Genomic DNA, 26,840 nt, shown 5'->3' on the forward strand with positions numbered 1-26,840 from the left:
CATACCCCCATGTCACCACCCCTGTCCGCGCGGCGCTGGATCATCGCCGCGCTGTCCCTGGCCCTCGCCCTCACCCCCGCGGCGGCCTCCGCCCTGGCCCCCTCACCCGCCGCGAAGACCGGCACCCCCGGACTTTCCGCCGATCCCAGCGTCCGCGACCGGTACACGCCGGCCGGCTGCAACCAGTGGACCTCCGCGAAGACCGCGCAGTGCTACGCCATGGTGCTCACCGGCACCGACCACCGGCTGCGGGCCGCCGCGGCCGCCGACGGGCCGCCCGCGACCGCGCTGGGGCCGGCCGACATCCGCGACGCGTACAAGCTGCCGGACGGGGGTCAGGGGCAGACGGTCGCGATCGTCGACGCGCTCGGCAACTCCCACGCCGAGGAGGACCTCGCCGTGTTCCGGTCACACTACGGGCTGTCCGCGTGCACCACCGCCAACGGCTGCTTCCGCAAGGTCGACCAGCACGGCGGGACGGCGTACCCGCCCGACGACCCGGGCTGGGGGCTGGAGACCGCGCTCGACCTCGACGCCGTCTCGGCCGCCTGCCCGAACTGCCACATCCTGCTCGTCCAGGGCGACTCCGCGTCCGTCGACGACCTCGCCGCCGCGGTCGACACCGCCGTACGCCTCGGCGCCGGTTTCGTGTCCAACTCTTACGGCGTACCGGGGGAGTTCGCGGAGCAGGTGCAGTTCGACGAGCACTACACGCATCCGGGGACGGTCATCACGGCGTCCACGGGGGACACCGGCTACATCGTGAACTTCCCGGCGGCCAGCCCGGGTGTCGTGTCGGTCGGCGGAACCAGCCTGACCCGTGACGGCTCCGCGCGCGGCTGGCACGAATCCGCCTGGGGCAGCCCTGCCGGCGGCCCCGGTGCCGGGTCGGGCTGCTCGACCTACGAGGCGAAGCCCGCGTACCAGAACGGGGTGGACACCGGCTGCGACCGGCGCGCGATCGCCGACCTCTCGGCCGTCGCGGACCCGGCGACGGGCCTCGGCGTCTATGACACGACCAACGGCGGCTGGCTGCAGGTGGGCGGGACGAGCCTGTCGTCCCCGCTGACGGCGGCCATGTACGCGCTCGCCGGCCGCCCGGCCGCCGACACCGACCCGGTCGCGTTCCCGTACCACGACCCGCAGCGCTCGGCGCACCTGTTCGACGTGACCGACGGTGCGGTGGCCGACTGCGGTACGCAGCTGTGCCAGGCGGCGCCGGGCTGGGACGGGCCGACCGGCCTGGGCAGCCCGAACGGCGTCGGCGCGCTGAGCAGCGGCCCGCACGGGCGCATCGCCGGGCGGGTGACCGACGCGGACGGCAAGCCGCTCGCGGGCGTCACCGTGAAGGCCGACCCCGGCGCGTACGCGACCACGACCGCGGCCGACGGCACGTACGCGATCGACGGCGCGCTCGTCGGCGGCTACACGTTGACGTTCGACAAGTACGGCTACGGCACGGTGTCCGGCCGGTCGGCGACCGTCGCGGAAGGACAGACGGCGACGGTGGACGCGCAGCTGCATCCGGTGGACAGCAACGTCCTCGCCGGCACCGTGACGGACGGCTCCGGCCACGGCTGGCCGGTCTACGCGCGGATCACCATCGACGGCTACCCCGGCGACCCCGTCTACACCGACCCGTTCACCGGCGCGTACGCGGTGCGGCTCGTGGACGGCCGCGACTACACCGTCCACGTGCAACCGGTGTACCCGGGCTACGAGACCGCGGCGGAACCGGTGCACCTGGGCGGTGCCGACGTGCGGCACGACGTGCGGATCTCCGCCGACCTGACGGCCTGCGCGGCGCCGGGCTACCGGTGGAACGGCTACGGGAACGGTTTCACCGACCGCTCCGGGTGGCGCGCTCAGGGCTGGGTGTTCGACAACCCGGCGAACCGGTCGGCCCCGCCCGGTGGCGACGACACCTTCGCGCTCGCGTCGGGCGGCGGGGACGCGTACCTGACCTCGCCGGCCGTGAACCTGGCCGGGCAGTCCGCGCCGGAACTGCGGTTCGACAGCGCGTACTACGCGAAGGCCGGCCGCCAGCACGCGACCGTGGAGCTCAGCGTGGACAACGGCCGCCGGTGGACCACCGTGTGGCGGGCGGCCGACGCCAACGTCCTCGGGCCGCAGACCGTCGCCGTGCCGCAGGCCGCCGGGCGCACGCAGGTCCGGGTCCGATTCCACTACCAGGCCCGGGACGGCTGGTGGTGGGGCGTCGACGACGTCTTCCTCGGTACACACACCTGCGTCACCGCCGGCGGCGGACTGGTCGCCGGGGTCGTCTCCGGACCAGGCCCGGACGGCAACACCACCGGGACCGGGATCGACAACGCGACCGTCGCCGGGCCGGGGAGCGTCGCGCTGAGCGCGGCGTCCGAGGATCCGGCTCTGCCGCACGGCTTCTACTGGCTCTTCGCCAACGGCTCGGGCACCTACACCGCCTCCGCGAAGGGCTACCTGACGGCGTCGGGCCCGGTCACGGCCGCGCCGGACCACGTCACCCGCAAGGACTGGACGCTCACGGAAGGAGCGGCCCGATGAATCCGCGCAGACAATCCATGCGCCGCATAGGGATCGCGGTGGCGGCTTCGGCCCTGCTGGCGACCGTCACCTCCGCCGCCGTCGCGGGTACGCCCGCCGCGGCAGCCCGATCCGGACTCCCGGTTGCGGCACAGCCCGTCACCGGGCCGGTCGTAGTACCGCTCGTCACCGGCGACTCGGTGCGGCTCAGCGGCACCGGCAAGATCACCGAAGCGGGGGCGAAGGTGACCGCCACCGCGCAGCCCCGGCCCGGCGGTCCCGCGATCCGGGTCACCGCGACCGGGTCGGCGGGCGGCGTGCAGCGGATCACCGCGCTGCCCGCCGACGTCGCCCGGCTCGGCGCCGCGGTCGACCCCGGCCTGTTCGACGTCACCTGGCTCGCCGCCCACGGCTACGCGGCCAAGGACGCCAAGCTGCCGGTGGTCGTCCAGTACGCGGGCACCGCCGACCCGAGCACCCGCTTCCCCGGTGCTGTATTCCCTGGGGCGACGGTCACCAAGGCGAATGCCGACCACACCGCCGAACTCGCCGTCGACCTGGGCCAGGCCGCTTCCTTCTGGACCGCGGTCGCGCCGGGCGGCCGGCTCGGTTCCGGTATCGCGCGCCTCTGGCTCAAGGACCACATCCTCGGGTACGCGAAGCCGGCCTCTTCCGGCACGGCGGCTTCTCCCGGTGCGGCGGCCTATCCGGTGACCGTGACCGTGCACCTGGGCGCCGACAAGGACCACTCGGTGTTCGCCTGCAACGGTCTGCGCACGACGATGTGCGTGATGGGCGTGACCCTGATGGGCGTCACCGGCCCGGCCGCCGGCCAGACCTTCACGGCCAACCTGCTCGGCTGCGCCGACGTCGACCCGTGCACCACCTACGGATTGCAAGCCAACGTCCCGTCGGGCACCTACTGGATCAACGGCTGGGTGTCGTTCTACCGCGACGCGCTCGACCAGAACGTGTGGCTGGAGAAGCCGGAGGTGACGGTCGCCGGGGCCACGGACGTGTCGTTCGAGGTGGCGGACGCGCGGCAGATGTCGGTCCAGACGCCGCGTCCGTCCTCCGTGTACAACGCGATGCTGCAGGACACCCGTACGCTGCCCGACGGCCAGTACATCTCCGACATGATGTTCAGCTCGTACGGCAACCACCAGTACTGGGTGACGCCGTCCGACCGGGCCGCCACCGGCCAGTTCCGGGTGGAGCTGGGCTGGGCGGCCGGACCGACACCGGTGGCGATGACGGTGAAGGGCGGCCCGGCCCTGCACCCGCTCTATCCCACGTACGCCTCCTTCCCCGGCTACCCGATGTACCGGCTGCAGGGTCGCGGGACGGTCGGCGTGGTGGCCGCGGGCGAGGGGACCGAGGCGGACTTCGCGAAGGTGAACGCCCGGGGCAAGCTGGTCCTGCTGACCGTCGCGAGCAGTACCGGCCTGCGGTGCTACGGCGGCTCGATGGGTGAGGTGGCGAGCTGGCAGCTGCAGAACGCCATCCGGGCCGGTGCCGCCGGGGTCCTCGTGGACCCGGAGACCCCGTCGGTGACGCCGGGTGAGTTCTGCGCGCTGCCGGTACTGGGCGGCTGGGTCGTCGGCGAGGAGCCCGTCCCGGCGATGCCGTTCGTCTCGGTCACCCCGTCCGACGCGGCCGCCCTGCGGACCCGGCTCGCGAAGGGCCCGGCGAGCATCGCGTACGCCGACGGCGGCCCGGCCACCGAGGTCTACGACCTGAAGTTCTACGAGCAGGGTGGGCTGCCGGCCGACCAGCGCTTCGTGGTCCGGTCCGCGGACCTCGCGCCGACCCGGGCCGTCTACCGGACCGATACGGCCGACGACGTGCTGGACTACCGGTTCACCGCGGCGTTCCAGCCCAGCGAGTTCCTCACCGGCGGGGTCGCGGACGCCGTCGGGGCGCCCGTGACGCGGACCGAGTACACCGGACCGATCTCGCCCGAGCTCGTGCACCGCGACGAGGTCGAGAGCCCCGGGATGTACCAGGCGTCCCTGCACGTGTACGCCGACACCGCCTGGCGTACGCAGGAACGGCTGGCCCGGCCGCTGGTGCCCGGCAGCCCGGCGGCGGTGCCGGACGTGCTCGCCGCGCAGCCGGGAAGCTGGGGGACGACCCTGAATCCGGTGCAGCTGTGCTCCTACTGCCGGCAGGGGAACACCTTCTACCCCATCGGCTACATGGAGTCGGACCGCTCGCTGTACAGCGGCCTGTACGGCTACGACACCACCGCGGCGCACCTCTACCGGGACGGCACGGAAGTGCCCGCGGGGTCGGTCGCCGGGCTGGTCGCGTACACCCTGCCGCCGGAGCGGTCGGCGTACAAGCTGGTGACGGCCTATCACCTGTCGTCCTACGGGGAGGTGCGCACCCAGTGGGACTTCACCTCGGCCCTCCCCGCGGTGGACAGGCCGGGTACGGGCGCGATCTGCATCGGCACGCTCGTGTCGAACTCGACGGATCCGTGCGCGGCCACGCCGCTCGTGTTCGTCGCGTACCACTTCGGGGACAGCCCCGGGCGCGGGTTCACGGTCGAGGCGTACCACCAGGACGAGCAGGCGCCGCGGATCACCAAGGTGCAGGTCTGGACGAGCACGGATGACGGTGCACAGTGGACACCAGCGACCGTGCACGCCGGCCGCGACGGGTACACCGTCACCCCGCATATGAAGGGGACGGGCGCGCTGAGCGTACGCGTCGTGGCGGTGGACGCGGCCGGCAACCAGGTGGACCAGACGGTGCTGGAGGCGGTCCACCTGTCCTGAGCATCATCTGTCCTGACCCTCATGAGCACGGTGCCGGCGGCGTACGCGTCGCCGGCACCGCTGCTGCCGAACACAGCAGCACGGCAGCACGGCGACACGGCAACACAGCGACTCTGTTCGTCTGCGGCATTTGGTATACAGTGCCAGTGAATAAGGCGAGCTATGCGGCTTTTATGGGAATTCTCGTGCTGCTCGGGACCCTCGTCGGCATCGGGCCGGCGACCGGTGCGGCCGAGGCCGCGAGCCCGCCGTTCGCGGCCGTCCAGTACGGCACCAACGGCTGCATCGAGGTCGGCGCACGCCCGGACCCGCCCTACAACCAGCCGCGACCTTTCGCCGTCCCGGACGGCACCGACCTCACCGCGGGGTATCCGGCGTACGGCTACGACCCGGCCGGCTACACGCAGACGAGCGGGACGAACTCGTGCCGCTACAACTTCCGCGACAACGACGGCAACGTCATCGGCTCCGGCTACTGCGTCCAATGGGGAGCCGGCCAGCGCTCCGGCACCGGCTACGACCCGCGGCCGACGCTCGGGCGCATCGCCGACGCCGGCTACGTCCGCCGCATTCTCGCGAACTACTGGCCGGCGACCAGCGCCCCGGCGGTACCGTCGGCCAATCCGACGGTCGCCAACCGGCAGCGGTCCGGCACGGTCGCCATGGCGATCCACTACTTCACCGACGGCATCGTGCTGCCGCCGAACTACCAGGACCGCGCCCTCTACGACGTCGTACGCACGATCGTCACCGAGGCGCTCGCGGTCGGCCCGATGCCCGAGCAGCCGAACCCGACGCCGGAGATCGACGGGCCGCTCATCGCGACCGCCGGCGTCCTGGCCGGGCCGTTCACGATCGGGGCCAACGCGACCGGTCCGGTGACCGCCGTCGTGACGGGCGCGGACGCGTACACGGATGCGGCGGGAACGGTGGCGTTCGCGTCGGGATCGACCCTGCCCCCGGGCGGGCGGCTGTGGCTGCGCGCGGCGGCGGGACCGGCGGAGATCTCCGTGACCGGCCCGGTCGTCGCCCAGATCGGTACGCTGATGGTCCCCGACCCGGCGCATCCCGTGCAGCAGATGATGCTGGCCCAGGCGCTGACCCTGGAGTCCGAGGCCGCCCGCGTCGTCCAGGTACGCCCGCCGGCCGAACCGGTCCGGCTGCGCAGCCGGGTCTCGGCGGCCGAGGTGACCGTCGGCGCGCAGGTCGGCGACACCGTCTTCGCCAGCGGCCTGGCGGACGGCGGATCGATCGTCGTCACGCCGACCCTGTACGGGCCCCTCGACCCGGTCGGCGGCGGCTGCGGCGGGGTCGACTGGACCGGTCCCGTCCCGGTGGGCCACGTCTATCCGTCCGTCGACCTCACCGGGAACGGCGCAACCGATCTGCCGCCGCAGACCGTGACAAGTCCCGGCTGCTACTCCTTCGGGCTCGTCGGCGTACCCGGGGACGTGACCGTGCCGCCCGGCGATCCGCTGGAGACCGTGCTGGTGAAGCCGGACGTCCCCCCGCCGCCCTACCAGGTCGCGACGACGGCGTCGGCCGCGAAGGTCGCCGTCGGCGCGCTGGTCTCGGACCACGTGACCGTGACCGGCCTGGCCCCCGGCGCCACGCTGACCGTCGCGACCACGCTCTACGGTCCGCTGATCCCCGCCACGCCCGGCGACTGCACCACGGCGAACTGGCGGGCCGAGGGCATCCCGGTCGCCGCCACACTGCCGCCGGTGACCGTGACGGGCGATGGCGCGTACGACTCCGCGACGGCGACCGTACGCCGTCCGGGCTGCTACAGCTTCGCCGCCGTCACGACCACCGAGCTGGTGACCGGCGGCGAAGTACCTGCGCCGCAAGGACTCGGGGCGCCGGCGGAACTCGTCCTCGTGACCGGCGCCGAGCCGACCACGCAACCGTCACCGGGGCAGTCACAGGGACCGGGGCCGGGCCCGCTTCCGGTGACGAGCGGCCCGCACACGCCCTACCTCGCGGGGCTGGGCCTGCTCCTACTCCTCCTCGGCCTCCTCCTCGGCACGGCGCCCCTGCTCGCCACCCGCCGCCGCCGCCCACCGCCGCCGCCTCGCCGATGATCCCGTTTGGATCAGGGAATTCACCGTAATCATGGCCCATGATTCGGGTGACTTCCCTGATCCAAACGGGATCTAGGGGCACGCGGTGGGGCGCGGAGGGTGCGAGGCAGGGGAGCGGGGCGGAGGGGTCAGGGCCAGAGGGCCAGCCGGGGGTCGCAGGCGAGGGTGATGAGCTGGTCCACCGTGAGCAGCGGCGTCGGCGCGGTCACCGGCAGCCGGACGTCCGCGTCGGGGGTGTTCGTCACCGTCGCCACGACGGCCGTCCGTCCGGTGTAGACATACACCGTGTAGCCGATCGCCCCGGGGTTCGCCGGGGACTGGCGTACGAACAGCTCGACCGGTTCCCCATGCGGCCCGGTACGCGCATCGCACACCTTCCCCGGCCCACACCGGCCGGGATAGGGGTCGCCGTCGACGGGCTGCGCCGACACGAGGATCGCGCCGTGCCCGGCCCGCGTCGCCGCGACCGCCGCCGCCATCACGCCGTACCGGGTGTCCTGGCGGTCGCCCAGGGCGTGGTCGGCCGCCATCCCCTGCAAGGGTGCCGGCGTGGTCCCGTCGCCGGTGTAGATCCGGCCGAACCTGGCGTCCGGAAGCTCACCGAGGACGTTCTCGCGGACGGCGCACTCGAACGCCTTCAGGTCGGGGCGGGGGCCCACCCGGTCGGGCGGCCCCGCCGTCGGCCCGACCTGCGGCAGCTCGTCCACGAACGGCCACGCCGACCCCTCCGGCAGCGGCACGCTCGTCGCGGGGACCGGCGGCGCGCAGCCGGCCGCGGCGCTGTTCTCCTCACCGGGTATCACCTGCAGGCCGACGACCATCAGCGACACCCCGACCCCCACGGCCATCGCCGAGGCGCCCCAGGCCCGCATCATCCGCTGCCGCCGCCCGACCGCCGCGACCCCGGCCGCGGTCAGGATCAGCGGCGGCTCGTCCTGCCCGACCCGGTCGCGCAGCGCCTCGGTGAACCACTCTTCGCCCTTGCCGGTCATCACGCCTCCATCAGGCGCGTACGCAGCGCCGCCAGCCCGCGCGAGGTCTGGCTCTTGACCGAACCCTCGCTCACCCCGAACAGTTCGGCGACCTCGGCCACCGGCAGATCCTCCAGATGGCGCAGGACGATCATCGCCCGCTGCCGCGGCGGCAGCTGCGCGAGCAGGGCCAGCACGTCGGCCGCCGGACCGTCCGCATCGTCCGGCCCCGGCTGGTCCGGCACCTCCGCCACGCTGCGCTCCCAGCGGCTGCGCCGGGTGCTGCTGAGGTACGCGTTGAGCAGCGTGCGCCGAGCGTACGCGTCCACGGTCTCGGTGCGTACGCGTCGCCAATGCCGGTAGAGCTGCACGAACGTGTGCTGCACGAGATCCTCCGCGAGGTGCCAGTCGCCGCACATCGCGTACGCGACCCGGCGCAGCGGCCGGGCCCGGGCGGCGAAGTATTCGGCGAAACCTTCGTCCTTCACAGCAGTGGTACGCATAGCTGCCCGGAAAGGTTGAGAAGATCGCCGATATTTCGCCGCCCGCGAACACCCGCCGACGCGCCGGCCGGTCAGGCGAGGACGGGCCGGGGCGCGGGAGCGTGCCGCAGCCGCAGCAGCGCCCGCACGTGCATGGCGGCCAGGAGGGGCACCGCCGTGGTCGGGATGAGGACGATCGGCAGCAGCATGGCGTCCGCCGTGGACGGTTCGACCGACAGGATGCGGACCGGGCCGAGCGCGGCCGCCACGCCGAGACCGAGGGCGACGACGAGGTCGAGCAGGCCGAGCGCGTGGAACCACAGGGCGCGGGCCCGGGTACTCCCGCTGTCGCTGTCGCTGTCGCTGGAGCCGGAGCCGGAGCCGGCGACCGCGAGGCGGGCGGCGACCGCCGGCGCGGCCAGCCCCACCGCGATGTCGCCGAACCCGGCCGGCAGGGCGAAGACCGCGGGCAGCTGCCCGGCCGCCCAGGCGAGCAGGAAGCCGACCCCGGCCACCCGGAACGCGTGCCCCCGCGTGAGCCCGGCGAGGTCGGCCGGTCCGACGAAGGCGTACGCGGCGGCGAATGCCGTGAGGAAGGCGATCGGCAGTGAGACCACGACGGCGTCCGTGCGCTGGGCGTAGACCCCGGCGTACGCGAGCACGCCGCTGACGACGATCCAGGCCGACCAGGAGGCCAGCCAGACGGTGCCGAACAGGACGCCCCGGCGGCGCAGCGCCCGCGCGACGGAGATCGGCAGGCCGATGGTGCCGATCAGCACCACGATCCACAGCACGGCCGTGAGCGCCGGCGTGAAGTGTGCGGCTGTGAAGTGTGCGGTCATGGAAATCCCTCCCAGAGTCGAGGTCGGTACGCGTGAGTTCCCGTACACTCTGTTCAGTATTGGCGTGAGTGTTCGGCGTACCAAGGGGCAGTTACGGCTCTTTGTCCGTTTCTGAACGGACCTCGGGAACTGTCCGGGAACCGGAAGCTGTGCGAGAAGGCGGTGCGCGATGGGTGAGGACCGGCGGGTTCGGCGTACGCGGCGCGATCTGGCCGAGGCCCTCGTCGGCCTCGTGCTGGAACGCGGCTACACCCGCGTCACCGTGCAGGACATCCTCGACCGGGCCGACGTCGGCCGGTCGACGTTCTACAGCCACTTCCGCGACAAGGAGGCCCTGCTGCTCTCGTGCTTCGACGGGCTGCGCGAGTCGCTCGCGGCCGAGCTGGCGGCCGTCGACCCCGGCCGGCCGCCCGCCGATCACCGCCGTCCGTCGCTCGTCGTCTTCGAGCACGCGTACGCCCACCGGCGCATGTACGAGGCGATGTGCGGCCGGCCCGGCGGGACCGTCGTCTATGGACACCTGCACCGGATGATCGCCGACGGGGTACGCGTACACCTGGCCGCCCGCCCCGGGGTGGGCGCGGTTCCGGTGGAGGTGGTGGCGGAGTTCTACGCCGCCGCCCTGCTGGGCCTGCTCACATGGTGGATCGGTACGGACTTCGCGGGCGGGCCGGACCATGTGGCGGCGCTGTTCGGGGCTCTCGCGAGCCCGGGTGTGGCCGGCGCGACGGCCGCGCCCGAGGCCGCGCTGGTGGCGACCTCGGGCCGGACCTGACCTATTCCGGCGAGGTCCTACTTCCCGGGCAGGGATTCAAACGTCCCCTCGGGGCGGGACACGAAGATCCCGTCGCCGTACCCGGACAGCTCGAGCGTCGCGTCGAACCGGCCGACGTCGGCGGGGTTGGTGGTGGACTTCACCGTCGCCGTGTAGACCACCTTCGAGATCCGCTGCCCCGGGCCGACCGTCACGTCGCCGGTCATGCTGCCTCGCGAGAGCCCTTCGCGGGTGCGGAGCTCCACCACGAAGTGGTACGTGTCCGGGCCGGTCTGGGTGATCGTGGCGTCGGCCCGGCTGAGGGAGTCGAGCAGGTCCTGCGGGTCGGCCGAGATGCCGAGGATGCCGGTCTTGGGGTCGTAGGAGAGGCCGGTGTGCTTGCCTTCGTCGTGCCGCCAGACGATGGGCTCCCCCCGGCGGCCGTCCGCCGTGTACAGATCGCCCTGGACCAGCCGCTCCTCGTACCAGGTCGCACCGTTGTCGAACGGCGCTCGCAGGTATCCGGTCGCCGTGGCCGGGTCGAACGCGCCCTCGACGACCATGGTCGGGTGGCCGGGCAGGTCACGGGCGGTGATGACGTTCTTCACCCGATAACTGGTACGCCGGCTCGCGACCACGGCCGCGGCCAGCCGCAACTGTGGAGTCCCGGCCGCCGCGGGCGTATCCGAGCGGCCTTGCGGGTGGGCGGCCGGCCCGCCGTTCGCGGTGAGGACCCCGGCGGCCATCGCGCCGGCCAGCCCGACCACGCCGACCGCGTACGCCGTCCTGGTGATCGTGGTGCGGCGGTGCTGGGCGCGGACCACCTGCCCGACGAGATCGCGGTCCGGGGCCAGGCCCTCGACGTGTTCGCGCATACCGGCGGTGAGCTGCTCTTCGATGAGGTTTGTCATGGTGTTCTCCCTGTGCATGAGGTGAGCTCTTCGGGAATGACGGGGCAGCCGGAAGCTGGGCAGCCGGAAGCTGGGCAGCCGGAAGTTGGGCAGCCGGAAGTTCGGGCTGCCCGCCTACGCCTGGACGTCCTCGGGTTCCCAGGCGGCGGTGAGTTCGCGGAGGCGGGCCAGCCCGCGCGAGGCCGACGATTTGACGGTGCCGACGGAGCACCCGAGGACCTCGGCGGCTTCGGCCTCGCTGAGCTGCTCCCAGTAGCGCAGTACCAGGACCGCGCGCTGGCGGGGCGGCAAGGTGGCAAGCGCCTGTACCAGCGCGTGCCGCAGGTGGAGCAGGTCGGTGCCGTCGGACTGCCCGGGCGGCTCGACCTCGGTCAGCACCTCCGGGCGGCGGCGCCGCACGCGCCACTGGTCGACCGCGAGGCGGTACAGGGTGCGGCGCAGGTAGCCTTCCCGGTCCCCGCGGACGCCGTTCCAGTGCCGCACCAGGCGCTCCAGTGCCGTCTGCAGCAGGTCCTCACCGGCCGCCCGGCTGCCGGTCAGCAGGACCGCGGTACCGAGCAGGGCACTGCCCCGCTCGGCGACGAGGGCGTCCAATCCCTCATAGCTGTTCTTCCAGCGCACCAGTTCTCCTTCCGTCGTCGGCAAGGACGACGGCCCCGGTCAAAAGGTTGACCGGCCCCCGAAAACTGTGCGGTGGAGGGTCAGTTGGTCATGGACAGATAGCGGTAGCCGGACTTCTCCAGCCGCGCGCGGTCGAGCGCGTACCGGCCGTCGAGCACGATCGGCGTGCGCATCATGCCCATCAGCTTGGCCCAGTCCAGCTCCAGGTAGTGCGACCACTCGGTGACGAGGATGATCGCGTCGACACCGTCGAACACGTCCTCGGCCGAGTCGCACAGGTACTCGGCGAGGTCGGGCTGCTCGCGCCGGAACCGCTCGGCCGCCACGGGATCGTGCAGCTTCGGGCGGGCCCCGCGGGCGACCAGCGTACGCGCGATGTCGATGGCCGGGGCGTCGCGCAGGTCGTCGGTGTTGGGCTTGAACGCCAGCCCGAGGACGCCGATCCGCCGCCCCTTGATGATCCGCAGCTCGTCGAGCAGCCGGTCGACGACGGCGCCGCGCTGGCGCTCGTTGACCTCGCGGGCCGCCCGCACGATCGGCATGTCGTAGTTGTACTCGGCGGCCGTCGAGATCAGGGCGGCCGTGTCCTTGCCGAAGCAGGAGCCGCCCCAGCCGACGCCGGGCTGCAGGAAACGCGACCCGATCCGGCTGTCCAGGCCGGTGCCGCGGGCGACCTTGGTGATGTCCGCGCCGACCTTGCCGGCCAGGTAGCCGATTTCGTTGATGTAGCTGATCTTCAGGGCGAGGAACGCGTTGGCCGCGTACTTGATCAGTTCGGCCGAGGCCAGGTCGGTCGAGACGAGCGGCACCGCGCCCAGGTCGTCGGGGCGGGGCAGGAACGCGGGCGCGGTGAAGGACTGGTCGAGCACCGTGCGGTAGAGGCGGGTCAGGACTTCGAGGCTGCGGTCGTCGTCCGAGCCGATGACGATCCGGTCCGGGTAGAGGGTGTCGCCGATCGCCGAGCCCTCGCGCAGGAACTCGGGGTTCGACGCGACACCGAGGCGGCCGTCCGCGCTGGCCCCGTGCCGCTCCTCGTACGCGTCCCGCAGGATCGCGTCGACCCAGTTGCCGCTGCCGATGGGGACGGTGGACTTGTTCACGACCACGGTGTAATCGCCCGCGACGTGCTGCCCGACGCTCTCGGCCGCCGAGCGCAGGAAGCGCAGATCGGGGTTCCCGTCGGGCAGGGACGGCGTCTGCACCGCGACGAAGACCACGTCGGCGTTCGGTACGCCGTCGGCGTACTCGGTGGTGAAGGTGAGATTCGCCGACGCGGCGGCGAGCAGGTCTTCCAGGAACGGCTCGAAGATGGGGGAGCGACCGGCGCGCAGCATCTCGATCTTCTTGGGATCCAGGTCGATGCAGGTGACCTGGTGACCGAGGTACGCGAGGCTCGCACCGGTCGTGAGACCGACGTAGCCCGTGCCGACGACGCTGACCTTCATTGCGGTTCTCCTTCGACGGTCCCCCCGTTCGGCCCAGGCTAACCCGCGGTGCGGCCGTGCGGGGGGACGCGGAACGCGGTATTTGACGGCAACCAGGGGTTTTGGCAGGTATTCAGTGGTGCCTTCTGAGGCGACCACAATGCAGTGTCTTGCGGCGGCTATGCAGTGGCTGTCCAGTGGCCCCGAAGCTCAGTGGCCACGAAGCTCAGTGGCCCCGAAGCTCAGTGGCCCCGAAGCTCAGTGGCGATGGCGAACCGCCCGGGACGGTCCGGGGTATGTGGCGACTCCGGGGTATGTGGCGACATCGCGGGGATTGCCGCTACGGTACGCCGGTGATCTGGAACGCCCCCGTGCGGCGCTGGCCCGCCCTCGTGGCCGCCGCAGGCCTGGTCCTTCCCCTCCTCAGCAGTCCCGCCGCGGCGGTTCCCCCAGCTCTCAGCTCAGCAGTACCGGGTAGCTCAGCCCTGCCGAGCAGCTCGGCCCAGCCGAACAGCTCTTCAGTGCCGGGCGCTTCGGCGGTACCCGCGCCCGGGGCCTCGCAAACAGCCGGGCAGCCGGCGTCCACTGCCGCCACAGCCACGGCTACCGCGCAGGGCACCGTGGCCTGCCCGCACGCGGTCGCGCCGCCGATGAAGCGCCCGCCCCGGCCGACTCCCTCGCCCGCGAGCGAGGACCGCCGGGTGATCGGCGGAGATCAGCTCGCGACACCGGGCCTGGCCCTGCCGACCGGCGTCCCGCAGCCGCCGGCGGTCACCGCGCTGTACTGGCTGGTCGCCGACCTCGACTCCGGCGCGGTCGTCGCGGCCTGCGGCGCGCACGAGGGCAGCCCGCCGGCGAGCGTACTGAAGCTGCTGCTCATCGAGACCTTCCTGGACAAGCTCGACCCGAAGCAGGTCGTCACCGTCACCCACGAGGATCTCGCGATCAAGCCGGGCACCTCGCTCGTCGGCCTGGTCGAGGGCGGCCGGTACACCGTCGAGCAGTTGTGGCTCGGCCTGCTGCTGCAGTCCGGCAACGACGCGGCCAACGTGCTCGCCCGGCTCGGCGGTGGAGTCGGCGGCGGAACTGGTGGCAGGGCTGCCGGCATCCAGGCCATGAACGACGAGGCCGCCCGGCTCGGCGCGTACCAGACGCATGCGATCACGCCGTCCGGCCTGGACGGCGTCGGCCAGTTCACCAGCGTCTACGACCTCGCGCTCATCGCCCGGCAGGACTTCCGGAAGGAGACCTTCCGCCGCTACACCCTCACCAAGACCGCGCAGATGCCCGCGCAGGGCCCGAAGTACAAGGGCTTCCAGATCCAGAACGAGAACCAGCTGATCTTCAAGTACCCGGGCGCGCTCGGCGGCAAGACCGGCTTCACCGACCTGGCCCGGCACACCTACGTCGGTCTCGCCGAGCGCAACGGCCGCCGTCTCGTGGTCACCCTGCTGGCCGGCGAACCCGCGCCGCTGCGCGGCTGGCAGCAGGGCGCCGCGCTGCTGAACTGGGCGTTCACCCTGCCCGCGGACGCGTCCGTGGGCCACCTGGTCGAGCCGGGCGAGGTCGGCGCGAGCCCGTCGCCCACCGGCACCGCCGCGGCGATCGGCGCCCCCGTCGCCGCCGCCGCCACCGGCGACAGCCGGCTCGGGCCGCCGCTGTTCATCGCGAGCGCGTTCGTCCTGGCGGTCGCGCTGCTCGCGGGTCTGCTGCACCGCCGTCGGCGTGCCCGACGGTGAGCAGGTGCCCTGAGACCCCGAGCAGCGCCGGGTCCGCCTCGGTCAGCCGCACGGCATCGAGTACGCCCTGCGCCCGCTCGGGATCGTCCAGGTAGTCCCCGATGTCGCCGAGCAGCCAGGCCGCTCCTTCGACGGCGTACTGGCGGATGCCGGTGAGCCCGGCGGCGGCGGTCTCGGCGGCGATCTCCGACGGCTGATGCAGGTACGCGACGGTGAAGTGGCCGTCGGGTGCCACGACACCGGTCGCGGTCGTCTCGGCCAGCCGGGCACGGCGGTCCGGCTCGAACCAGCCGCCCCGATTGAGCTGGTCGTGGAGGGCCGAGTACCGGTTGATCGTCGCGGCCACCACCAGACCGCCCGGCCGGACGGCGCGGACGGCCTCGGCCAGGCAACGCGCCCGGTCGGCCGGCTCGGTCAGGTGGTACAACGGCCCGAGCAGCAACACGACGTCGGCTTCATGATCATCGACGGCCAGCTTCCGGGCGTCGCCGAGCTCCGCCTCGATCCCGGGGATCCGGGCGGCCGCGGCCACGTGATCGGGTACGGGATCGATCAGGCGTACCTGCCAGCCGTCGGCCGCCAGCCACTCGGCGTGCACCCCGTCCCCGCCGCCCACGTCGAGCAGCCGCCCGGGCGGCTCGGGGAGGACCCGCCGCAGCACGTCCCGCGTACGCAGGAACTCCAGCCGGCCGACGCCCTGGCGCAGCCGCGTACGCTCGCCGCCCCGCTCGTAGTAGGCGCGGATCTCGGGTCGCAGCTCGGGGGTGTCCATCCGTCGATGATCGTTTCGTCCCCTGAACCGGGGCAACGCATTTCTTCGGCGGCCCCTGGACCTGGCCTGAACGCGTGGGGGAGGATCCTTCGCCCCGGCCGACAAAGCGGACATGGGATCTTCGTGATTACGAGGTTCTCTTGAGCTTGACCAGGCATTTCTTCGAGACTTCGTGGCCACCGTCGAGCCCGCACTGATCGACAACCGATCGAAGCTCCACCCGATCGAGCCGCGGCCTGGTCGCGGCTCAACCCCGATGGAGAAGGAGAACATTTCTCGTGGCTCACCTTTCGAAGAAGCGGATCGCGATCCTTGGTGCCGGCGGCGTCCTCGCCCTCGGCCTCGCCGCCCCCGCGGTGGCGTACGCCGCCGACTCGACCCCGTCCCCCTCGACGTCCTCGTCGTCCCAGTCCTCGTCGTCCCAGTCCTCGGCATCGCAGTCTTCGGCATCGCAGTCTTCGTCGTCGCAGTCTTCGCAGTCGCCGTCCAGCCAGGCCGGGCACCGCGGAGCGGACCAGGGCGAGTTCGCCAAGGCCCTGGCCAAGGAACTCGGCGTCGACGAGCAGAAGGTGTCCGACGCCCTGACGAAGGTGCGCGAGCAGCTCAAGCCCCAGGGCGGGGATCAGAAGAGCGGCGATCGGAAGGGCGACCAGTCCCCGAAGCCCGACGCCGCCGACCGCGCCGCGAAGCTGAAGGAGCGGCTGGCCCAGGCGGTCAAGGACGGCAAGCTCACCCAGGCCGAGGCCGACGCGATCACGAAGGCGGCCGAGGCGGGCGTCCTGATGGGCGGCGGTGGCCCCGGCCACGGTGATGCCGCCAAGTCATCCGACACCACCAAGTGATCCGATGCCGGCAAAATAATCCACTGTAGACACGCGCCCGGCCCACGACGTGGGCCGGGCGCTGTGGATCTCGGCGGTGTACATCCCCGCTGTTGTGAACCTCGGCGGTGTACATCCCCGTTGTTGTGGATCTCGGTGGTTTACAGGTTGCCGAGCTGACGGGCCTGCCGGTGCCGCGCCTTGATGGCGATGCGCCGGGCCGTACGCGGTTTCGCACCCCTCGGTTCGAGGTCCCGCTCCGTCTGGACGTGCAGTTGCAGATACAGCTCGTTCATGCCGCGTGGATGGGTCACGCTGCTCCCTTCGTCACCGGAGGCAGACATTAGGGCAGGTCGCGGGCGTGACGCACTCGCAGTTCCGACCGATACCGCGCGATGGGGAACTCTGCTACTTTTATTTCACTGGAGGATTCAGCATTTCACTGGAGAGATCCAGCACCGGAGAGATCCAGCACTGGAAAGATCCGGATTCACCAGACCGAGATCTCGTTGAGGATCGCCCCCGCGAACCCGAACCGGTCGTTGCGTACGCAGGCCAGCCGGGCCGTCTGAGCAGGCGCGATCCGGGCGATGTGAAGTCCTCCGCTGTCCGTCACGTTCCCCGCCCGGTGGAAGTGTGTCCCGTCTCCGGACAGCTCGACGATCGTCCCCTCGGTCAGGAACGGCGTGCGGTACGCGACGAGCGACACCGGCCGGGGCGTACCGAGGTCGACACAGATCCGATGCCGGGTGACCGTCGCACAGGACGACGTGGCGCACGGCGCGGCCACCACCGCGTTGGTGTCGAGATCGCCGTCGGTCAACGGGCACGGCATCGCCGCCGCCGTCAGGCGCCCACCCGGGTCGCCGAGCGAGCACGGATGTTCGCGCGACGGCGGCCCGCCCGCGGACGGCAGGGCGACGCTCCCGCTGTGGTACGCGAAATCCCCCTGGGCGATCTCCCCATCAGCGGGGCTTCTGGTACTCGCGACGACGATCAGCGCGGTCGGCAGGTCCTCGAACGGCCGCAGATCCAGCCGGGCGCTCGTCTCGCGGGTCGTGACGCCCGTCGGCTGCGGCGAGTCGGTGCCGGTGACCGTCCAGAGCGCGTAGTCGGCCCCGCCCGGGAATCCCGTCCAGGTGACGACCGCGCCGGTGTCGGCGGAGGTGTCGGCGCCGGTTGTGCGTACCGTGATCGAAGGCTCCCAGAAGCGCAGGTCCGGTACGCGTTGGCGGCCCTGCGCGCGGTCGAACGAGACGACCACCGCCGGCCCGGTCGCCTGGCCGGACTCGGCGGCGTGGCGGGCCGTCACGGTCACGTGCGGCACCGGCTTCATCTTGTCGGCGGGGAAGGCGTACTCGCCGGTGGGTTCGACCGTCGCGGAGACGGAGCGCGGGCAGAAGTCGGGGACCAGGCAGAAGAATCCCAGTGACACCACCGCGGCGCCGGTACGCACGATGTCCTCATCGGACAGTTGGAACGCGGTGACGGTGGACCTGGTGGCCGCACGGCCGTCCTGGCGCAGCACCCGCCCGTACAGCACGCCGGACGGTACGGGCTCCGGCGCCGCGCCGGTGGGCTCGGGGCCGGTGGGCATGTGCGGGGCGGTGCAACCGGTGAGGGAGACAGCGGCCAGGGGCACGGCCAGGGGCACGGCCAGGAACACGGCGAGGAGGCGTCGCAGCACGGCGCCGATTATCGCAAAAGCGGACACTCCGAGCGCCGTACGCGCCCGCCGCGCGCATCTGTCCAGCTCGAAGGCCCCCTTCGGGGTCGGCGGATTCGGTGATCGAGCTTGGCGGATCGTTATTACGGTTCTAAGCTTTCGGTATGAGCGGCACGGAACGCACCTCGGTCAGCCTGCCCATGGACCTCGCCGAGTACGCGAGGGCGAAGGGCAAGGGCAACACGTCGAGCTACATCGCCGACCTCATCGAGCGGGACCGCAAGCGGGACACCCTGCTGGCCATGTTCTCCCGGCACGGCTACACCGGCGACAAGCAGGTCACCGACGACGGAGCGGCCACGATGGCGGCCCGTCTCCGGGACCGGAAGCGGCAGGCCGCGGCTCAGCGCGAGCACAAGGCCGCATGAACGTCTCGATCGTGCTCGACACCTCGGCGGTGCTGGCGTACGCCAGCCTGGACGGGGTGGCCGTCGGGGAGCTGATCTACACCGTTCAAGAGTCGGGAGCCATGGTCGGCATCCCCGCACTGGTGCTGGTCGACGCATGGCCGGAGCTGGACGATGCCCAGCGCGCGATCGTGACCGACCTCTACTCGCAGGACGGCGGTCCGGTCGTCGTGCTGCCGCTCGACGAGACCGCCGTTCCTCCGGTGTCGGCGTTGGCCGGGCAGGTCGGTCACGCCACCGCGCACGTGGTGGCCTCGATCCTCGCGCACGGGGAGTCGACGCTCGCCACCTACGAGCCCGGCCGGGTCAAGGGCCTGGTCGACCCCTACGACGTCCTCGAACTGTCGTGACATCCCGCTCCTGGACGGCTTCTAGCTGACCGGGCGGGGGCTCAGGCCGACCGCCCGCGCCACCTCCGCCAATGCCCCGATGTGCCCTTCGAGTCCGGTGAACCCGGCGCCCATCGTGTTGACCGAGACGTGCGTCGCCCCCGCCTTCCACCAGCGCGCGATCGCGCGGGCCGCCCCGTCGGCGCCGCCGGCGACGCTGACCCGCCCTTCCATGCCCAGCAGTTCCGGGTCGCGCCCGGCCTCCTCGGCCGCGCGGTGCACGATCTCGCGCGCCTCCGCCAGCCCGGCGTCCGGCTGCACCTGCGGGAACCAGCCGTCGGCGATCCGGCCCGCGCGGCGCAGCGCCGGGGCCGTGTTCGCGCCCAGCCACACCGGGATCGGCCGCTGCACGGGCAGCGGCTTCAGCCCGGCCCCGGTCACCTTCTCGTACGCGCCGTCGAACGTCACCGACCGCTGCGTCCACAGCAGACGGAGCAGCTCCACCTGCTCGGAGATGCGCCGGCCGCGGTCGCCGAAGTCCTTGCCGAGCGCTTCGTACTCCACCTCGTTCCAGCCCAGACCCACCCCGAGGCGTACGCGGCCGCCGGTCAGCACGTCGAGCTCGGCGGCCTGCTTGGCGACGAGCACCGTCTGGCGCTGCGGCAGGATGATGATCCCGGTGACGAGTTCCATGGCCGTGATCGCGGCGAGGTAGCCGAACAGGACCATCGGCTCGTGGAACGTCGTGTCGATGTCGTACGGCCCCGACCAGCCCGGATGCGCCGCCGGATCCGCCCCGACCACGTGATCGTAGGCGAGCACGTGGCCGTAGCCGAGCTCCTCGGCGGCCGCCGCGTACGCACGGACGGCCACGGGGTCGGCACCGATCTCGGTCTGCGGGAAGACGACTCCGATGTTCACGCGGTCAGCGTACCGAGGCGGGCGGCGGCTGCCCCGGAAAGGCTCGGTCCGACCCCGAAACTTTCGGAACGTCACGTGCCGATCTGAGCCTCCGAACTGACTCGAAAGTGGACGGTGTGGCCCGGTAGATCTCGCTTTCTGCTGGAGAAATGTCTCCCGGCCGTGCTAGCTGGGACTTCCGCGCTTCTTCCGGAAATTGTTGACAACAGCGGCGAGCGCTCCAATACTTCCACCATCGATGACCGCCCATCACTGATCCTCCGCCCTTCGCTGATCCTCCCAGCGAACTCCTCCCTCCAGACGACCGCGACCGTCCCGGCGCGGTCCGACGCCACGCAGGGGGCCCGCCCAGGCGAACCGGCGACGGCGTCGAGTTCCGCAGCCCGGTCCTCGGGCTGCCCTCGCGAAAAGGAAGTACGCCCGTGAACGACACCCCCGCCCACCCGGAACTCCACGGCCGCAGACGCTTCAAGTTGCTCATCGCCGCAGCCGCCGCCGTCGTGCTGGCGGCGACCACGCTGACCCTGACCGGCGTCGCGCACGCCGACGCCGATCAGACGGTCACCTCGAACACCACCGGTACGCACAACGGCTACTTCTACTCGTACTGGAAGGACAACGGGAACGTCACGATGACGCTGGGCGCCGGCGGCAGCTACGGCGTCCAGTGGAGCAACATGAACAACATGGTGGTCGGCAAGGGCTGGAAGCCCGGCTCGAACCACACCGTGAACTACTCCGGCTCGTTCAGCCCGAACGGCAACGGCTACCTGTCGCTGTACGGCTGGACGACCAACCCGCTCATCGAGTACTACGTCGTCGAGAACTTCGGCAGCTACAACCCGAGCTCCGGGGCGACCCACCTGGGTTCGGTGACCACCGACGGCAGCACGTACGACATCTACCGCACGCAGCGGGTGAACCAGCCGTCGATCATCGGTACGGCGACGTTCTACCAGTACTGGAGCGTCCGCCAGTCGCACCGCAGCAGCGGCACCATCACCACCGCCAACCACTTCAACGCGTGGGCGGCGCTCGGCCTGAACCTCGGCTCCTTCGACTACCAGATCATGGCGACCGAGGGCTACCAGAGCAGCGGCAGCGCCAGCATCACGGTCAGCGCGGGCAGCGGCCCGACGTCGCCGAGCCCGACGGCCGGCTCGCCGCGGCCGAGCACCTCGCCCACGTCCGGCGGGGGCGGCACCAGCGCCTGCAAGGTGACGCAGTCGGTCAACGCCTGGAACAACGGCCTCACCGACAACCTCACGATCGCCAACACCGGCACGGCGGCGATCAACGGCTGGTCGCTCAAGTTCAACCTGGCGTCCGGCCAGACCATCACCTCCGGCTGGAGCGCGACGTACTCGCCGTCCAGCGGGGCGGTGACGGCGACCAACGTCAACTACAACGGTTCGATACCGCCGGGCGGGTCGACCACGATCGGCTTCCAGGCGACACACACCGGCAACACCGCGGCGCCATCCGGCTTCACGCTGAACGGCGCGGCCTGCAGCAGCTGATTCCCTCCTGACCGGCGCCCCCCGCGAGCTGTCGACGCGGGTGGCGCCGCTGCGGAAGCCTGATGCCACGGGCTGCTGACGGCCCGCCACAGTGGATATGCTCGGATCGGCCGCCGTCACCGGCCTGCCCGGCGGATCCGAGAGGTGTTGCGATGACCGCCCCCGATCCGCAGCGCATTCTCCAGTACGCCAACGGTTTCATGGCCGCCCAGTACGTGATGGTGGCCGCCGAGACCGGTGTCTTCGCGCAGCTCGGCGGAACCGGTCCGCAGGGGCTCGGCCTGGAAGAGATCGCCGGCCGGTGCGGGCTGCCGACGCGTACCACCCGGCTGCTCATCGATGCGCTGGCGCAGCTCGGGCTGGTCGAGCGCGACGGCGACCGGTACCGCAACGCGCCCGACGCGGAGGCGTTCCTGACCGGACGCGGCCCCGCCGATGTCCGTCCGCTGCTGCACTACTTCCACGCCGTCAGCTTCCCCGGCTGGGTCGACGCCCTCCGCGCGTTCCGCACCGGCGAAGGCGTACGCGCGCCGTTGACCGCCGCGCAGACTCAGGCGTACGAGGAAGGGATAGCGACGGTGACGGCACCCGCGGCGAGGGAGCTGGCCGCGACCGTCGATTTCGGACAGAGCCGGCGAGTGCTGGACGTGGGCGGGGGAGCGGGCATGTTCCTCACCGCGATCCTGGACCGCCACCCGCATCTGACCGGTACGCTGCTCGACCTGCCCGCCATGGCCGACCTGGTCAGGCCCCGGCTGGCCGCCGGCCCGCTGGCCGGCCGGGTCGAGGTGGTGGGGCGCGACATGCTGGGTGATCCCATCCCGGCCGGCCACGACGTGGTGGTGCTGGCCAACGTGCTGCACCTGCTCCCGCCGGACCGCAACCGGACCCTGCTGGCGCGGCTGCGGCCGGCGGTCGAGCCGGGTGCCCGGCTGCTGCTGGTGGACTGGTGGTTGGACCCGGTGGCGCCGCACCGCCGGACCGTGATGGTGGCCGGCGAGTTCCTCACCGTCGGCGGCGGTGACGTCTACCGGGTCGACGAGGCGGCCGACTGGCTCGCCGAGACCGGATGGCGGGCCGACGGCCTGACCCCGCTGTCCGGGCCGATGGGCCTGGTCACCGCGTACGCGCAGTGACGCCGCGTACGCGCAGTGACGCCGCGTACGCGCGGTGACGCCGGGTACGCGCAGTGACACCGGTACCGCACAGGAGCCATGACCGCGTCATCGGTGAGGTCGATCGTCGCCATGTGGTCTTCGGCTGTCCGGCGGTGTTCCGCGGGCGGACCCGGCACACCAGGCCGTGGATATCGTCAGGAACAGGCCGGCCATCCCGATGAGCGCCCGGAACTGGTGCGGTGGGCCCAACCGGTGCGATGGATCCAGCCCGTGGGCTTGGCCTAGCCCGCCCGCTTGGCCCAGCCCGTCCGCTTGACCCAGCCCGCCCGCTTGACCCAGCCCGCCCGCTTGACCCAACCCGCCAGCTTGACCCAGCCCGTCTGCTTGACCCAGCCCGTGCGATGGGCTCAGCCCCGACGCCACCAGCGCGATCGCGACGACGGCGCTGACGATCAGCAGCGCCGTGAGCCATCTGGGCGGATCGCCGGCCTGCGGCCCGAGCCGGAAACCAGGGCCGCTGACCACGAGGAAGGGCCAGCACAGCAACGCGCCGAGAATGGCGACCCCCACGCCGACTCCCATCATGGCGACACCCAGCCACTCGGGGAACCCGACCCAGAGGGACAGGCCGGCCACCACCCAGCCGATCACGATGAGCCCGATCATCAGCCAGGCGAAGGCGTGGAGGGTGAAGGCGTAGAGCGCGCGGCGGGACATCGCGCCAGCGTAGGCAGTGCGCGCCCGAGATCGCAGCCGGGCCTCCGGGGCAGCGCCCTGCGGTTCCGACTGTGGCCTGGGTCACGAGGCCCGACCTGTCACATCCTTCCCTCCCCGTTCGTCTGGTGGTCGTAGCTCGCTCACGAAATGCACCACTGGGAAGGAATGTCATGACTTCATCGGAAGAAATCCTGCGCCGCGACTTCGGCGGCGACATCATCGAACCGGACGCTGAGGCGTACGCGGCCGCCCGGGGTTCGGTATTCGTCGACGGAAGCCCCGCCTACGTGCTGCGGCCGAACAGCGTCGACGACGTCCGCGTCGCCGTCCGGTTCGCGGCCGCCGCCGGGCTTCCGCTGTCGGTACGCGGTGGCGGCCACGCCTTCCCCGGCTTCGCGACCAACGACGGCGGGATCGTCATCGACCTCGGCGCCCTCGCGGAGATCGAGATCGGCGGCCCAGTAGCCGGCGGCCCAGTGGTCGTCGGCTCGGCAGTCGGCGGCTCGGCGTCGGGTGGCTTGGCGTCGGGTGGCACGGCGTCGGGTGGCTCGGCGTCGGGCGGCGGCCGGCTCGTACGCGTCGGCGGCGGCGCGAACTGGGGCCAGGTGACCGCGGCCCTGGCCCCGCACGGCTTGGCGATCTCGGCCGGCGATACGCGGAACGTCGGCGTCGGCGGCCTCACCCTGTCCGGCGGCATCGGCTGGAAAGTACGCAAGTACGGGCTGGCCCTGGACAACGTGGTCGCGGCGGAGATCGTCACCGCCGACGGCCAGGTGCGCACCGCGAGCGCGACCGAGAACCCCGACCTGTTCTGGGCGATCCGGGGCGGCGGCGGCAACTTCGGCATCGTCACCGCGTTCACGTTCGTGGCGCACCGGACCACCGATGTCCACTTCGGACGTATCACGTTCCCCGCGACCGAAGCGGTGGAGGTCCTCGACGGCTGGGCGGCGTACCTGCGGGAAGCGCCGGTCGAGCTGACGTCGATCATCATGCTGGGCAATCCGTTCGCGGGCGGCCCGGCGGCACCGGTCGAGGTCATGGTCGCGTACGACGGGGACGACCCGGCGGCCGCGGCGGCGGCGATCGCGCCCGTCCGCGCCCTCGGCACGGTCCTCTCCGATCAGGTCGAGCGCAAGGCGTACGCCGACATCCTCGTCGACGCGATGACCCCGCCGCCGGGCATCCAGCTCGTCACCCGCTCCGCCTTCGTCGATCCCAAGGCCGTCTCTTCCGCGCTGCCCGTCATCACCGATGTCGCCTCCGCCCCGGGTACGCCCTACTTCGCCATCCGCAGCGTCGGCGGCGCCGTGTCCCAGGTGGCCGACGACGCGACCGCGTACGCGTACCGGCAGGCGGAGCTGATGCTCTCGACGACCACGCTGGGACCGGCACCCGCCATCGAGGCCGCGAAGCCGGTGCTCGCCGCGTTCTGGGACCGCCTCGATCCCCACATGGCCGGCGCGTACGCCAACTTCCTGTCGACGGCCGACGAGAAGGACGTCGCCGCGGTCTACCCGCCGGCGACCTATGAGCGGCTGGCGAGCGTCAAGCGGCGTTACGACCCGGAGAACCTGTTCGCTCGCAACCACAACGTCCGCCCCCAGTAGGCGTCCGTCCCAGTAGATGTCTGCCCACTGTAGACGCTCGCATTCGTGAGAAGTGAGGGAAGTTCCATGAGCAAGGTCTGGTTCATCACCGGTGCCGCCCGCGGCCTCGGCCGTGCCTTCACCGAGGCCGCCCTGGCCAGGGGAGACCGGGTGGCCGCCACGACCCGGAATCCGCAACGGCTGACCGATCTCGTCTCCGCGTACGCCGACGCGATCCTGCCGCTCGCGTTGGACGTGAACGACGAAGACGCCGTCGCGGCCGGCGTACGCGGGGCACATGAGCATTTCGGCAGGCTGGACGTGATCGTGAACAACGCGGGGTACGGCCTGTTCGGGGCGGTGGAGGAACTGCCCGACGAGCTGCTACGCCGGCAGCTGGAGACGAACCTGCTCGGGCCGCTGCGCGTCGTGCGGGCCGCCCTGCCGTACCTGCGTGAGCAGGGCGGCGGGCGGATCCTCCAGATCTCGTCGGTCGGCGGCGTGACGGCGATGCCGCTCGGCGGCGGCTACAACGCGTCGAAATGGGCGCTCGAAGGGCTCAGCGAATCCCTGGCCCAGGAAGTCGCGCAGTTCGGCATCGCCGTGACGATCGTCGAGCCAGGCTCGTACGCCACCGACGCCATCCCCGAGGCCGTCCAGGCGGCGCCGCTTCCGCACTACGACGCCCTCCGGCAGGGATTCGGCGCGCTCGCGTCCTCGATCCAGCACGGCGATCCGGCCGCAGCCGGGCGTACCCTGCTCGCTATCGCGGACGCGGACCCGGCACCGCTGCGGGCCTTCCTCGACGGCCAAGGGTTCCCCATTGTGCAACCCGCGTACGCCGACCGCCTCCAGGTGTGGGCCGACTGGGAGAAGACCCGGCAGCACTCCGAGCCGAACCAGCCCGAGCCGGATCAGTCTCAGCTGGATCAGTCTCAGCTGGATCAGTCTCAGCTGGATCTGTCATAGCTGGATCAGTCTGAGTACAGCCACGGAGAGACTGTCCACGGTGCGCGGGTCGGGGTAGGGCGAGGGCAGGCGCGGCGCAGCGTCCGCCCTCGCCGTGTTCGATGCCCGCGTTCAGCTCGCCGCCGCCCCGCCGCCCCGCCGCGCACCGCCGCTGGCCCGCCGCCGAGCACGAGGACGAGGACGAGCGATCCTGTGTTCCGGCTCCGCTGAGCGCGGCGATGGACGATTCAACCGATGATGCTCATGTTCGCCGGTGGAGGTTGTTGCGGCGTGGTCGTTGGAGTGGGTCGAGGTGTTTGGGTGGGATGAAGTCTGGTTGTCGGTCGTGGGGGTTGATGCGGATTTCCCAGGCGCCGCGGTGGATTTCGCGGTGGTGGTGTCCGCAGAGGAGGGTGGAGTTGTCGAGGTTGGTGGGTCCGTCGTGCTGCCAGGCCAGGATGTGGTGGCCTTCGCACCAGCGTGGTGGTCGGTCGCAGCCGGGCCAGGCGCAGCCGCGGTCGCGGAGGACGAGGGCTCGGCGTAGTGGGCCGTCGATCAGGCGTCGGGCTCGGCCGATGTCGAGGATCTGTCCTTCGCTGCCGAGGACGGCGGGGATGATCTTCGCGTCGCAGGCGAGTCGGCGGACGGTTTCGGGGGTGAGTAGGTCGCCGGTGTCTAGGATGCCGTAGCTGTACTTGTCGCGTAGTTGTTCCCAGGACAGTGTCACTACGAGGTGTGGGCGTTCGCCACCGGATTCGGGCAGGCTGCCCTCGGCTAAGGCTTGGGCGCAGAGGAAGGTCAGGGCGTCGGCGCGGCGGGCGGCGGCGGTGCGGGTGTC

At 71.7% G+C, this 26,840-nt stretch carries 24 protein-coding genes; 12 read left to right on the forward strand and 12 right to left on the reverse strand.

From position 1 onward, the window contains the following. The first annotated feature begins 9 nt into the window (after positions 1 to 9). The 3 genes from G401_RS56365 to G401_RS0133660 all read left to right on the forward strand — a co-directional run bounded on the left by G401_RS56365 (position 10) and on the right by G401_RS0133660 (position 7,390). Complete coding sequence (locus tag G401_RS56365; RefSeq protein WP_051367528.1) at positions 10 to 2,544, forward strand: carboxypeptidase regulatory-like domain-containing protein; 2,535 nt, start codon at positions 10 to 12, stop codon at positions 2,542 to 2,544. 17 nt (positions 2,545 to 2,561) lie between these two features. Beyond that, the gene (locus G401_RS0133655) at positions 2,562 to 5,306 is read left to right on the forward strand and encodes a protease-associated domain-containing protein (RefSeq protein ID WP_157546680.1); all 2,745 of its coding nucleotides are present in this window, start codon (positions 2,562 to 2,564) and stop codon (positions 5,304 to 5,306) included. A 173-nt stretch (positions 5,307 to 5,479) separates the two neighbouring features. Beyond that, on the forward strand, positions 5,480 to 7,390 hold the full coding sequence (locus G401_RS0133660) for a thioester domain-containing protein (RefSeq protein WP_157546681.1): 1,911 nt from the start codon (positions 5,480 to 5,482) through the stop codon (positions 7,388 to 7,390). Between the two features lie 128 nt (positions 7,391 to 7,518). Here the strand turns inward: G401_RS0133660 and G401_RS56370 are convergent, their stop codons facing one another. From G401_RS56370 to G401_RS0133675, 3 genes are all read right to left on the reverse strand, one after another. Next, entirely contained in the window at positions 7,519 to 8,382 is an 864-nt protein-coding gene (locus G401_RS56370) for a hypothetical protein (RefSeq protein ID WP_027345950.1), read from the reverse strand. Continuing rightward, complete coding sequence (locus G401_RS0133670; RefSeq protein ID WP_027345951.1) at positions 8,382 to 8,864, reverse strand: SigE family RNA polymerase sigma factor; 483 nt, start codon at positions 8,862 to 8,864, stop codon at positions 8,382 to 8,384. The genes G401_RS56370 and G401_RS0133670 overlap by 1 nt, the downstream gene beginning before the upstream one ends. Positions 8,865 to 8,935: 71 nt before the next feature. Next, positions 8,936 to 9,685: a hypothetical protein gene (locus G401_RS0133675; protein WP_051367530.1), complete on the reverse strand. Its 750-nt coding sequence runs from the start codon at positions 9,683 to 9,685 to the stop codon at positions 8,936 to 8,938. A gap of 169 nt (positions 9,686 to 9,854) precedes the next feature. Between G401_RS0133675 and G401_RS56375 the strand changes: the two genes are divergently transcribed. After that, entirely contained in the window at positions 9,855 to 10,460 is a 606-nt protein-coding gene (locus G401_RS56375; RefSeq protein WP_051367531.1) for a TetR/AcrR family transcriptional regulator, read from the forward strand. A 17-nt stretch (positions 10,461 to 10,477) separates the two neighbouring features. Here G401_RS56375 and G401_RS0133685 read toward each other — a convergent pair whose 3' ends face one another. The 3 genes from G401_RS0133685 to G401_RS0133695 all read right to left on the reverse strand — a co-directional run bounded on the left by G401_RS0133685 (position 10,478) and on the right by G401_RS0133695 (position 13,416). Beyond that, positions 10,478 to 11,350 carry a hypothetical protein gene (locus tag G401_RS0133685; RefSeq protein WP_027345953.1) on the reverse strand — a complete coding sequence of 291 codons (873 nt, stop codon included), beginning with the start codon at positions 11,348 to 11,350 and terminating at the stop codon, positions 10,478 to 10,480. Between the two features lie 114 nt (positions 11,351 to 11,464). Further along, a complete protein-coding gene (locus tag G401_RS0133690) occupies positions 11,465 to 11,971 on the reverse strand; it encodes a SigE family RNA polymerase sigma factor (RefSeq protein ID WP_245601921.1) in 507 nt (168 codons plus the stop codon). Between the two features lie 80 nt (positions 11,972 to 12,051). Further along, the gene (locus tag G401_RS0133695) at positions 12,052 to 13,416 is read right to left on the reverse strand and encodes a UDP-glucose dehydrogenase family protein (protein ID WP_027345955.1); all 1,365 of its coding nucleotides are present in this window, start codon (positions 13,414 to 13,416) and stop codon (positions 12,052 to 12,054) included. A 680-nt stretch (positions 13,417 to 14,096) separates the two neighbouring features. On the opposite strand from G401_RS0133695, the gene G401_RS0133700 reads away from it, so the two are divergent. Continuing rightward, positions 14,097 to 15,134, forward strand: coding sequence for a D-alanyl-D-alanine carboxypeptidase family protein (locus G401_RS0133700; RefSeq protein ID WP_027345956.1), 1,038 nt, complete (start codon positions 14,097 to 14,099; stop codon positions 15,132 to 15,134). Here the strand turns inward: G401_RS0133700 and G401_RS50250 are convergent. Continuing rightward, positions 15,058 to 15,906 (reverse strand): class I SAM-dependent methyltransferase, encoded by an 849-nt coding sequence (locus tag G401_RS50250; protein WP_064741915.1) that lies wholly within the window; start codon positions 15,904 to 15,906, stop codon positions 15,058 to 15,060. The genes G401_RS0133700 and G401_RS50250 overlap by 77 nt on opposite strands. A 278-nt stretch (positions 15,907 to 16,184) precedes the next feature. On the opposite strand from G401_RS50250, the gene G401_RS50255 reads away from it, so the two are divergent. Then, positions 16,185 to 16,748 carry a hypothetical protein gene (locus tag G401_RS50255; RefSeq protein ID WP_034593934.1) on the forward strand — a complete coding sequence of 188 codons (564 nt, stop codon included), beginning with the start codon at positions 16,185 to 16,187 and terminating at the stop codon, positions 16,746 to 16,748. 140 nt (positions 16,749 to 16,888) lie between these two features. On the opposite strand, the gene G401_RS56380 is transcribed toward G401_RS50255, so the two are convergent. Both G401_RS56380 and G401_RS0133720 read right to left on the reverse strand, forming a co-directional pair. Further along, complete coding sequence (locus tag G401_RS56380) at positions 16,889 to 17,041, reverse strand: hypothetical protein (protein WP_157546682.1); 153 nt, start codon at positions 17,039 to 17,041, stop codon at positions 16,889 to 16,891. Between the two features lie 176 nt (positions 17,042 to 17,217). Beyond that, complete coding sequence (locus G401_RS0133720) at positions 17,218 to 18,414, reverse strand: hypothetical protein (protein WP_027345957.1); 1,197 nt, start codon at positions 18,412 to 18,414, stop codon at positions 17,218 to 17,220. A gap of 143 nt (positions 18,415 to 18,557) precedes the next feature. Here G401_RS0133720 and G401_RS0133725 point away from each other — a divergent pair, with 143 nt between their 5' ends. Then, on the forward strand, positions 18,558 to 18,821 hold the full coding sequence (locus G401_RS0133725) for a hypothetical protein (RefSeq protein WP_027345958.1): 264 nt from the start codon (positions 18,558 to 18,560) through the stop codon (positions 18,819 to 18,821). Then, entirely contained in the window at positions 18,818 to 19,210 is a 393-nt protein-coding gene (locus G401_RS0133730; protein ID WP_027345959.1) for a hypothetical protein, read from the forward strand. The genes G401_RS0133725 and G401_RS0133730 overlap by 4 nt, the downstream gene beginning before the upstream one ends. A 21-nt stretch (positions 19,211 to 19,231) precedes the next feature. Here the strand turns inward: G401_RS0133730 and G401_RS50260 are convergent, their stop codons facing one another. Continuing rightward, positions 19,232 to 20,110 (reverse strand): LLM class F420-dependent oxidoreductase, encoded by an 879-nt coding sequence (locus G401_RS50260; protein WP_034593935.1) that lies wholly within the window; start codon positions 20,108 to 20,110, stop codon positions 19,232 to 19,234. A gap of 422 nt (positions 20,111 to 20,532) precedes the next feature. On the opposite strand from G401_RS50260, the gene G401_RS50265 reads away from it, so the two are divergent. Together G401_RS50265 and G401_RS0133745 are read left to right on the forward strand one after the other, a co-directional pair. Continuing rightward, on the forward strand, positions 20,533 to 21,630 hold the full coding sequence (locus G401_RS50265) for a glycoside hydrolase family 11 protein (protein WP_034593936.1): 1,098 nt from the start codon (positions 20,533 to 20,535) through the stop codon (positions 21,628 to 21,630). A 152-nt stretch (positions 21,631 to 21,782) separates the two neighbouring features. After that, a complete protein-coding gene (locus G401_RS0133745; RefSeq protein WP_027345960.1) occupies positions 21,783 to 22,766 on the forward strand; it encodes a methyltransferase in 984 nt (327 codons plus the stop codon). An 87-nt stretch (positions 22,767 to 22,853) separates the two neighbouring features. Here the strand turns inward: G401_RS0133745 and G401_RS50270 are convergent, their stop codons facing one another. Then, entirely contained in the window at positions 22,854 to 23,465 is a 612-nt protein-coding gene (locus G401_RS50270) for a hypothetical protein (RefSeq protein ID WP_034593937.1), read from the reverse strand. Between the two features lie 170 nt (positions 23,466 to 23,635). Here G401_RS50270 and G401_RS0133760 point away from each other — a divergent pair, with 170 nt between their 5' ends. Both G401_RS0133760 and G401_RS50275 read left to right on the forward strand, forming a co-directional pair. Further along, positions 23,636 to 25,075: an FAD-binding oxidoreductase gene (locus tag G401_RS0133760; RefSeq protein ID WP_027345961.1), complete on the forward strand. Its 1,440-nt coding sequence runs from the start codon at positions 23,636 to 23,638 to the stop codon at positions 25,073 to 25,075. Between the two features lie 66 nt (positions 25,076 to 25,141). Then, the gene (locus tag G401_RS50275) at positions 25,142 to 26,023 is read left to right on the forward strand and encodes an SDR family NAD(P)-dependent oxidoreductase (RefSeq protein WP_064741916.1); all 882 of its coding nucleotides are present in this window, start codon (positions 25,142 to 25,144) and stop codon (positions 26,021 to 26,023) included. A gap of 241 nt (positions 26,024 to 26,264) precedes the next feature. Here the strand turns inward: G401_RS50275 and G401_RS55240 are convergent. Then, positions 26,265 to 26,840 (reverse strand): HNH endonuclease signature motif containing protein (locus G401_RS55240; RefSeq protein ID WP_157546683.1); only part of this gene is annotated, 576 nt, incomplete at its 5' end.

This window comes from Hamadaea tsunoensis DSM 44101, assembly GCF_000428945.1.
GTDB classification, from domain to species: Bacteria; Actinomycetota; Actinomycetes; order Mycobacteriales; family Micromonosporaceae; genus Hamadaea; species Hamadaea tsunoensis.